14 protein-coding genes are annotated in these 9,015 nt (G+C 58.1%); all 14 read left to right on the top strand.

Annotated elements, in window-relative coordinates:
* Window positions 1-366: hypothetical protein (locus tag RBR41_RS14330; RefSeq protein WP_320353350.1), on the top strand; the 366-nt coding region annotated here is incomplete at its 5' end.
* Window positions 366-743, top strand: coding sequence for a DUF4054 domain-containing protein (locus RBR41_RS14325; protein ID WP_320353348.1), 378 nt, complete (start codon window positions 366-368; stop codon window positions 741-743). The genes RBR41_RS14330 and RBR41_RS14325, both read left to right, overlap by 1 nt.
* Complete coding sequence (locus tag RBR41_RS14320) at window positions 730-1,185, top strand: hypothetical protein (protein WP_320353347.1); 456 nt, start codon at window positions 730-732, stop codon at window positions 1,183-1,185. Before RBR41_RS14325 ends, RBR41_RS14320 begins: the two co-directional genes overlap by 14 nt.
* Window positions 1,182-1,673: a hypothetical protein gene (locus RBR41_RS14315; RefSeq protein WP_320353346.1), complete on the top strand. Its 492-nt coding sequence runs from the start codon at window positions 1,182-1,184 to the stop codon at window positions 1,671-1,673. The genes RBR41_RS14320 and RBR41_RS14315 overlap by 4 nt, the downstream gene beginning before the upstream one ends.
* Window positions 1,673-2,194 (top strand): LIC_12616 family protein, encoded by a 522-nt coding sequence (locus RBR41_RS14310; RefSeq protein ID WP_320353345.1) that lies wholly within the window; start codon window positions 1,673-1,675, stop codon window positions 2,192-2,194. Before RBR41_RS14315 ends, RBR41_RS14310 begins: the two co-directional genes overlap by 1 nt.
* A gap of 9 nt (window positions 2,195-2,203) precedes the next feature.
* Complete coding sequence (locus tag RBR41_RS14305) at window positions 2,204-3,694, top strand: DUF3383 domain-containing protein (RefSeq protein WP_320353344.1); 1,491 nt, start codon at window positions 2,204-2,206, stop codon at window positions 3,692-3,694.
* A 9-nt stretch (window positions 3,695-3,703) separates the two neighbouring features.
* Entirely contained in the window at window positions 3,704-4,150 is a 447-nt protein-coding gene (locus RBR41_RS14300) for a phage tail fiber protein (RefSeq protein ID WP_320353343.1), read from the top strand.
* Between the two features lie 11 nt (window positions 4,151-4,161).
* Window positions 4,162-4,638 (top strand): phage tail assembly chaperone, encoded by a 477-nt coding sequence (locus tag RBR41_RS14295; RefSeq protein WP_320353342.1) that lies wholly within the window; start codon window positions 4,162-4,164, stop codon window positions 4,636-4,638.
* Between the two features lie 20 nt (window positions 4,639-4,658).
* Complete coding sequence (locus RBR41_RS14290; RefSeq protein ID WP_320353341.1) at window positions 4,659-4,799, top strand: hypothetical protein; 141 nt, start codon at window positions 4,659-4,661, stop codon at window positions 4,797-4,799.
* 28 nt (window positions 4,800-4,827) lie between these two features.
* A complete protein-coding gene (locus RBR41_RS14285) occupies window positions 4,828-6,396 on the top strand; it encodes a hypothetical protein (RefSeq protein ID WP_320353340.1) in 1,569 nt (522 codons plus the stop codon).
* An 8-nt stretch (window positions 6,397-6,404) separates the two neighbouring features.
* A complete protein-coding gene (locus RBR41_RS14280) occupies window positions 6,405-6,980 on the top strand; it encodes a phage baseplate protein (protein ID WP_320353339.1) in 576 nt (191 codons plus the stop codon).
* A complete protein-coding gene (locus tag RBR41_RS14275) occupies window positions 6,977-7,333 on the top strand; it encodes a phage baseplate plug protein (RefSeq protein WP_320353338.1) in 357 nt (118 codons plus the stop codon). The genes RBR41_RS14280 and RBR41_RS14275 overlap by 4 nt, the downstream gene beginning before the upstream one ends.
* Entirely contained in the window at window positions 7,330-8,241 is a 912-nt protein-coding gene (locus RBR41_RS14270; protein WP_320353336.1) for a baseplate hub protein, read from the top strand. The genes RBR41_RS14275 and RBR41_RS14270 overlap by 4 nt, the downstream gene beginning before the upstream one ends.
* Window positions 8,238-8,960, top strand: a complete 723-nt coding sequence (locus RBR41_RS14265; RefSeq protein WP_320353335.1) for a hypothetical protein — start codon at window positions 8,238-8,240, stop codon at window positions 8,958-8,960. The genes RBR41_RS14270 and RBR41_RS14265 overlap by 4 nt, the downstream gene beginning before the upstream one ends.
* The last annotated feature ends 55 nt before the right edge of the window (window positions 8,961-9,015 follow it).

The following is a 9,015-nucleotide window of genomic DNA, read 5'->3' as shown; positions in this document are numbered from 1 at the left end:
AATATTACTGCGACCATTGATGTGTATTGCAAGATGCCCCAGGGCGTCTGCTTTGACCTTAAGTGCGGGCGCGTCATGCTCAAGGGCAAAGCCCTTTCCTCACTGGTTGACGCCAATGGCAATCCGGCCCCTGGCACCGCCTACGGCGTGACCACCCTCACCGCCGAACAGTGGGAAGAAATAAAGGCCTGCTATGGGCATATGTCCATGTTTTCCGAAGACTCTCCCGTCATCTTTGCTGCTCCCTCCAAAAAGGGTGACGCCCAGGCGAACGAACAGGCCAATGTCAAAACGGGCTTTGAACAGGTGCAGGTTGACGGGGCCAGCGCCGACAAGAGCCTGAACACAACGCCGGATAAATCGTAATGGCGCGGGTATCCCTGAATATAGCCGAGTGGCGGGCAATGTTTCCCCAGTTTGGCGATGAGGCGCTTACGCCTGATTCTCTGCTGACGGCCCAGTGGCCCGTGGCGGAGCTGCTGGTGGGCAATACTGACCGCTCTCGCATACCGGAGGATACCCGCGCAATGGCGCTCTCTTACGTGCTGTGCCATCTGGTCACCTTGCAGGCCCGGGGCGATGTGGTGGGCAACGTCACCAGCGCCGCCCAGGGCAGCGTTAATGCCGGGCTTGCGCTCATGCAGCGCGCCAACAGCCGATGGTGGGAGCAGACGCCCTGCGGCCTGACCGCATGGGAGCTGCTGCGCCCCTGGCGAGCAGGAGGTTTTTATGTCCGGGGGTAGCTTGCGGCTTGATGATGCCATCCCCGGGCTTGAAAACCTTGAAGGGATTTTGGAACTGAAGGTGGGGGTACTTGAGGCCGCCACCAATGCCAAAGGGCAAAAAGTGGCTGAATACGCCGCCGCCAACGAGTTTGGTGTGCCTGGTAAAATTCCGGCCCGTCCGGCAATGGGGGAAACCCTGGACGCCAACGCCTCCAAATACACGGAGGGACTGGGCAACCTGCTTATGGCAGGCATGGATCCCGTGCAGGCAATGGGGCAGCTTGGCGAAGTTGTGCGGGCAGACATTGTGAAGTCCATACGCTCTTGGAAAACGCCGCCGAACAAGCCTGCTACGGTCAAGGCCAAGTTGCGCAAGACTGGCGGGCGCGTGGGTAATGCCCCCTTGTATGAAACTGGTGCTTATGTGGGCAGCATCGCCCATGAGGTGAACAAAAAATGAACCTGCATGCACTCACCCGCAAGGTTATTACCTCCGTGCATCCTGACCGCAAGGTACGTGTGCTGCGCAGTGCCGGGCAGACTATCGGCCCGGACTATGTGCAGCGTCCTGTATGGCAACCCTGCGTGGAAATGTCCGCGCAGGTGCAGCCTGTACCGGACAAAACCCTGCAATGGCTTTTGCAGGCGCGCAGCAGCAGCGTGTGGCGTGATGTCTATGCTTACGGCGCGTTGTATGGCCTTGACCGCACCACAGAGCGCGGGGGCGATCTGCTCTATTTTGACGGCTATGAGTGGCAGGTGGATCAGGTGCTGGAAGACTTCGCTCCTGGGGCCGGATGGACCAAGGTGCGCGTTATCCGTTTGCGTGTCTGCCCCCTGCCAGCCGTGGGCGACAGCCAACCGCCGGTTATGGACGATGCCCGGCCCGATGAGGGTGCATGGCCAGATAATCAAAACCAGCAGGCAGCCCCGGAGGTCGGGCCGTAATGGCTACCGTAACCGGCAATCCTCTGGACGCTGCCCTGGTAAAAGCACTGGGTGATACGCTGACCGTGTGGCTCGGCCCTGTAACCATTTTGCGGGGCTGGACAAATCGGGTCAGCACTCCCAGCACAAGATATTTTGTGCAGATCACGCCATCGGGCGGTACGCCGCACGGCACTACTGGGCATGTGTATACCGGGCCGGAAGAAGGCGTTCAGGGGCAAGCCCTGGTGGTGCGCCCCCAAAGCCGCAGAGTGCAACTGGATTTCGTGGGGCCTAATGCGGAGGAGCAGTCCCGCACAGCATCCACCTTGCTGCAAGACATTGTGGGCTGTGATGCCCTGGCTCCCTATGGTTTTGCGCCACTCTCCGTCAGTGAGCCTCAGGATCTTACGGCGGCTGACGACAGCGAGCAGGCCGAATCCCGGTGGATGATCGCCGTTGAGGTACAGGCCAACAGCAATGTCACCGTGCCCCTGGATTACTTTGACAACGTCAACTTGCACCTGCACCCGCAGGCTTAGGAGCAGACAATGAGCGTCAATGCAGACAAGCTCGTACAAATAGTACCCCGCGTCATGGACAGCGGCACCAAGGGCCTCACCTTCGCAGGCCTTGTGCTCACCAAATCCTCCTTGCCCCCATCGGCCAGGGTTCTACAGTTTTCGTCCGCTGCCGCTGTGGCCGCCTATTTTGGCGACACCTCGCCGGAAGCTGCAATGGCCGCGCAGTATTTCAAGGGCTATACCAACACGGATTATCTGCCGGGCAAGATTTTATTTGCGCCCTGGCGCGATGTTGCCGCACCCGGCTGGTTGCGCGGCGCGGCGTATGACGGCGATATTGCCGCCCTCAAGGCCGTTGCCAACGCTACATTGACCATCAGCATTGACGGAACGCCCCGCAGCCTTGTGGGCATTAATCTTTCGACCGTCACCAGCTTCAGCGAGGCGGCGCAGATCCTGACCACCACATTTGATGGTGCGGCAACTGTTACATACAGCAGCCAGACCAAGGCGTTCCAGATCAGCAGCGCCACCTCCGGCGCGGCTTCGTCCGTCAGCTATGCCGCCCCGGGGGAAACCCCCGGGCTTGCCGAACTGCTTAACCTTACCGAACAGGCCGGGGCCGTGCAGTCTCCGGGCATTGATGCCCAGACGCTGACAGCTTGCTGCAAAAACGTGCTCGACTACGCCCGGGACTGGGTGAGCTTTTCCACCACGTGGGAGCCGCAGCTTGAAGACAAGCTGGAACTGGCCACATGGTGCGCGGGCTATGACACAAGATTCGTCTATGCCATGTGGGACACGGACAATGCCGCCAAGGTGCAGGGTTCCAAGGCCTCGGCCGGTTATCGCATTGACTCCGAGCTTGCTCTTGACGGCACCATTCCCGTGTACAATAGCGCCCAGCTTGCCGCTTGGGTCATGGGCACCATCGCCAGTATCAATTTTGACCAGTACAACGGGCGGCTTACCCTAGCATTCAAGCAGGGCGAAGGGCTGGCAGTAACCTGCGGCAATGATGAGCAGTATGATGCCCTGCTGGATAACGGGTACAACTGCTATGCGGACTTTGCCACGGCCTCGGCCCAGTTCAAGTTCTTCCAGCCCGGGCAAGTCTCCGGCAAGTGGGATTGGGCAGACACCTATATCAACGCCATTGCCCTCAAGGATGCCTTGCAGCTTAACCTGCTTGATCTGTTCAAGGCAGTGAAATCCTTGCCGTACAACGAAGACGGCTACGGGGCCGTGCGTACCGCCTGCCTGGATACCATCAACCGTTTCAAGAACTTTGGGGCCATCCGCGCTGGCATCACGCTTTCACAGACACAAAAAGTGCAGTTGCTGGCGGAGATCGGCACGGACGTTTCCAAAACCATTGAAAGCCAGGGCTGGTATATGCAGGTCAAGGACCCCGGCGCAAACGTTCGGGGCCAGCGCGGCACACCTGACTGCCGATTTTACTATACCGATGGCGGCAGCATTCAGAAAATCGTATTGCCCGCCACGGCTATCCAGTAAGGAGCCATCATGGACAACCAGAACAATCAGACCATAACCAGCGCCAATGCCTCGCTATTTATCACGGTGCCGGGCCTGTATGACTCGCCCGTGAAAATTGAGAACTACAGCACGGATGCGATGGTCAGTGCTGCCCAGGTCAACCCGGTGGTGGCTGAAATGGGCGTGGATGGCCACTTGAGCGTTGGCTACACCCCCACCCCCAAGGAAATCACCATAACGCTGGCCGCAGACAGTAAAAGCCGCCCGGTCTTTGATGACTGGCAGGCATATCAGGACGCCGCCAAGGAGGTGTACGTCTGCTCTGCACAGTTCATCGTGCCGGGCATTGGCAAAACATTTACGGGTTTGCGCGGCGCGCTCACGGCTGCGCAGCCCATGCCCAATGCCGCCAAAACCTTGCAGGCTCCGGCCTATAACATCACCTTTGAAAGCTGGACGCCCAGCAGCCTGTAGGAGTCGCCCCCATGCGTAAGGAAATTACGATTACCATTGAATCCGGACGTGATGCCGGAAAGAGCTTCCATGTTACCGAAATGAGCGCCAGCCAGGTGGAAAAGTGGGCCGCCCGGGCGCTGTTGGTGCTCATGGGTGGCAACGGTCAGATGGATGCAGCGGTAAAGGATCTCTCTAAAACGTCCAGCGCCTCGGCCCTGGTGTCCGTTGGGCTGGGTGCACTGTCAAATGTAAGCTGGGATAAGGTCGAGCCGCTGTATGATGAACTGCTGCCCCAGGTGGCAATTATGCCCGATGCGGACAAACCCAACGCCAGAATCACGCTGCGCCCGGCCAATGTGGACAATCATGTTGAGGACGTTGCAACTCTGGTGCGGCTTCGCGGCGAAGTGTTGAAGCTGTCTCTGGATTTTTTCGACAACGGCGGGGGCTTTGCCTCCCGCCTGTCCGGACTCCTAGCCCCCCTCCAGGACTCGCAGACTACGTAAACCTTCCTGGGTGTCTGGCCGTGCCCATCAGCCGGGGCATGGCCAGCCTGAACGAATTGCAGACTGTGTATGGCCTTGAAGACGCATTTATGCTGCTGGAGATAGCCGCCGTGGATTCCCATAACGCCAACTGCTGGAGCACTCATGGCAACCGCTCGTGAACTTGTCGTCAAGCTGCTGCTTAATGCTGTGGGCTTCAAAAGCGAAATCCGCGATGCCCAGGGCGAGCTGGATAAAACCAGCGATGTCGCCGACAAAGCCGCCGAGGCCATAGACGGCGTTGGCACGTCTGCGGAAAAAGCTGGCAAGGATCTGGCTGGCGCGACCGGAGACATACAAACCTTTGGTAATGGCCTTTCTGGCATTATCGGCAAAATTGCCGGATTTGCGGGGATTGCTGGGGGCGTGCTCACCCTGAAAGGGGTTGTAACGGACTATATCGCCACCGCAGAATCCATAGACAAAACCAGCCAGAAACTGGCTATGGGCGTTGACGAATGGCAAGGCTGGCGGCATGCGGCCCTTGAGTCGGGTGCGGATGCCTCGACCCTTGGGGATGTCTTTACCACCCTTGACGGCAACATGAAGGAACTGGCGCAAAACGGTTCCGGCCCTCTGAAGGACGTAATGACGGGTATGGGCGTCAGATTTACTGATGCCAAAGGCCGGGCGGTATCTTTAGAAGAAGGCATTTTGCGGCTTGCGGACGCCACCGGCAAGATGGATCGGCAAAAAGCCGTGTCGCTGCTGGCAAAAACCGGCTTTGATGAAAAGTCCGTCAATATGCTGCTTCAGGGCCGAAAAGGCCTGGAAGAGCTGGTCAAGGCCGGGAAGGAAAACGCCGCGTATTCGCAACGGGATATTGAGATTACCCGTAAAGTTCAGGCGGCGAAGCAAAGCCTCCAGAACCAGTTTGAAAGCCTCCGCGATAAAGTCCGGCACGGCATTGCACCTGCAATGGGTTATTTTATCGAAACATTGAGCAGTGTTGTAGAGTGGTTCCATGACAACGGATCCTCGGCCACCGTCTATCTTGCTGCCATTGCCGCCGTTATCGCTGTGGCAGTCACCCCCTCCCTCTGGGCAATGGCCACAGCCGCATGGGCGGCCATAGCACCTTTCGCGCCCATCATCGCCCTTGTGGGCGGTCTTGCGATGATTATTGAAGATTTGGTGGTTTATATTGAAGGTGGAGATTCTGCTCTTGCTGGATTGTGGAGTCAGTTTGGTAAAGGGCATGAAATCGCCGCTCGTTTAAAGATCATATGGGAAGGAATAAAAGACACATTTTCAGCGCTCTTTAGTCTCCTCGGCGGTCTTAGCCAACTTCTTGGAGCCGTGTTCAGTGGTGGGCAGCTTTATAGCTACAAGGACGCTGTGGACGCCATCGGTGCCGCCTACCAGCGCTTGGTCAATATTGTCCGGGCTGTCGTTGGATATATCAAAAATGCCCTCAAAAATGCCTTGCCCGAGTGGGCGCTGAATCTTCTTGGCTGGAGCAATGAGGGCAGCGCGGATGACAACGGCGGTGCTGCCTTGCCTCAATCGTTGGCTGCTGCGGCTACGCCCCGGGTCAGCGCTGGCGATGTACAGCGCCCGGCGGGCACGGTGGACAATTCCCGCAAGGTGGATAGCAACACCACGATCCAGCAAATTACAGTGCAGACCCAAGCCACCGATGCGGACGGCATTGCGCGCGATATCACGGCAAGCCTGCCCAACCGTGTGGCCCAGGCAGATGGTGCATACGGTTTGTAGGGGGAATTATGTTTGCAGCCTTGCCGCCGGGCACACCCGGCAACTGGAGCCTGTTTGATACTAACGGCAAAGTAGCCGTACCTTTTGACACATTTTTCGCCTGTACGGTCAAGGCAGAGTCTAAAGTGGCATCCAGTCCTGTGGAGAAGCGCGCAGGTAAAAGCGGCTTTGTTGTTTACAACAAGGCCGTTGCCCCCACGCAGGTCGGCGTTGTCCTGGCCAAAAAAGGTAAAAGCAGCGAGCTGGGCGCAATGCTTGATGCTCTGATCAAGCTTCAGGAAGGTACCGACCTTGTCAGTATCATTACGCCGGAACGCACGTTCGTGGACTACACCGTTGTTGGGTTTGACTATGACCGCAAACGCGAAAACGGCGTGGACAGGCTGCTGGTAAGCCTTTCCTTGCAGGAAGTCCGGCAGGTCAGCCCGGAATACACCAACGAGCAGGTAAAGCAGGCCGGGGACGGCGCGGACAAGAGCGCAGGAAAACAGCAGGCTGGCAAGGCCGATGATGCAACGAAGAAACAGGTATCCAAGAAGAGTGGACTTAAAGTCACGACAGACTGGCTTAGGAAAAAATCATGAATACCGTTCCGTTACGCGCCACAGCCAACCAGACCGTACAGGCCGTGCTGGGCGGACAGAATTGCAGCCTGCGCGTGTACACCCGCCAATCAGAGGCCAGCAGCATGGTTGGCGTCAACGGCGCAGCCCTGTTTGTTGACCTGGCAGTCAATGAGGTTGCCGTGGTCAGCGGCATCATTGCCCGTGAGGGCACGTTGTTGTTGCGTTACCCCCGGTTGGGATTTGTTGGCGACTTGCTGTTTGTCGATATGCAGGGCGCGGCAGACCCGCAATGGACGGGCCTTGGTGACCGCTGGCGGCTTGTCTGGCTTAGCGCGGATGAAGCACAGGCCTATGAGGAAGGGACATTATGAGCGCCAACACATCCTACACAATCAAGATGCTGGAGGCCCGCATCACTCTGGCCAAGGGCGGCTTCAACCCCGGCACCGGGCAGGCGGCCAATACCAAAATCATCCGGCTTGGCATGGATGTGGAAATCTCAAAGCCCGGCGGCAAGGAGAAGAACAAGGCCAAAGTCCGTATCTACAACCTCCCTCTTGAGGATATGGAGACCCTGACCACACTGGCCTTTGCTCCCCTGAAGACGGACCAAAATCATATTGCCGTGTATGCCGGGGACAAACAGAACGGCATGACGTTGGCGTTCTCTGGCGATATCGTGAGCGCCGTGCCCAACTTCAATGCAGCGCCAGATCCAACCTTTGATTGTGACTGCATTACCGGCTTTGTGGCCTCGCTCACGCCAGTACCGCCGCTCACGGCCCAGGGCGCGCAGGATGTGGGCAATACCTTGCAAAGCATTGCCGGGCAGATGGGGCTTACCTTCGTTAACCGTGGGGTCAATGTCGCGCTTCGCAATACCTGCTGGGTGGGTGGCCCGATGGAACAGGCCCGCCAAATAGCCGATGCTGCCCGCATTGCCCTGCTGGTTGATGACGGCGAGATGATCATCGCGCCCCCTGGCATGCTGCGGGAAGATGTCGGAGCCTCAACGCCTTTGTGGCGCGGGGATACTGGCATGTTTGGCTATCCGTCATTTGACAGCAATGGCATCAGCGTCAAGGGGCTCTACGAGCCCAAGTGCAAACTCGGCGGGCCTATCCGCATTGAATCCGTGGTGCCCAAGGCGTCTGGCCTGTGGCAGATATCAAGCCTGTCACACAAGCTTCAGGCGGGGTATCCAGGCGCGACCTCCTGGGAAACGGCGGTCAAGGCAACCTACCCAGGGCAGCAAAATCAGAAGGACGGAAAGTCATGAGTGTAGTGCAGGGACAGCGCGGGGCATCCACCCCGGCATCTGACCTTAATGCTCTTGATTTCCTCATACAGAGGGCGTTGCAGGGCATCAATACCGCCGAACCCGTGCGCGTTATCAGCGTTTCCGCCGAGGGAGTGCAGCCCGTGGGCTTTGTCAGTGTGCAGCCCCTGGTCAATCTGGTTGCCGGTGACGGAAAAGGCCACCAGCAAGGCACCTTGTTCCGTCTGCCATATTTCCGCGCGCAGGGAGGGGAAAACGCCGTCATTGTTGACCCCAAGCCCGGTGACATCGGACTTGCCGTTTACGCCATGCGTGACACGGAATCCGTTAAGGAAAAGCGGGACGGGGAATCTACCAACCCCGGCAGTGCCCGTATGTGCAACAAGGGGGACGGTTTTTTTATCGGCGGTTTTTTGAATAAAGCGCCCAAACGATATGTGATGGTCAACGATGATGGCATCACTCTGGACGATGGCGCTGGCGGTAAAATGGAACTCAAGGGCGGGCAGCTAGTCATCACCGCGCCTGGGGGAATTATCCGCAATGCCCCCACGGATGTGCAGAACGGCGAGGGTGCCACATCTACCCTCAACGGCAATTTGCAGGTCAATGGCAAGATTTCTTCCACTGGCGACCAGACAGCCGGAGGCATATCGCAGATGCACCATACCCACACAGGTGTTCTGCCCGGCGGCGGCAGCACCGGAGAACCGCAATGAAAAGCCTGATGCTGACGGGTCAATGGGATCTGGCGCTCACTCCCGGGGGCAGTCT

It is taken from the genome of Desulfovibrio sp. (genome assembly GCF_034006445.1).
Classification (GTDB): Bacteria; Desulfobacterota; Desulfovibrionia; order Desulfovibrionales; family Desulfovibrionaceae; genus Desulfovibrio.
This window is presented reverse-complemented; position numbering and strand designations above follow the sequence as displayed.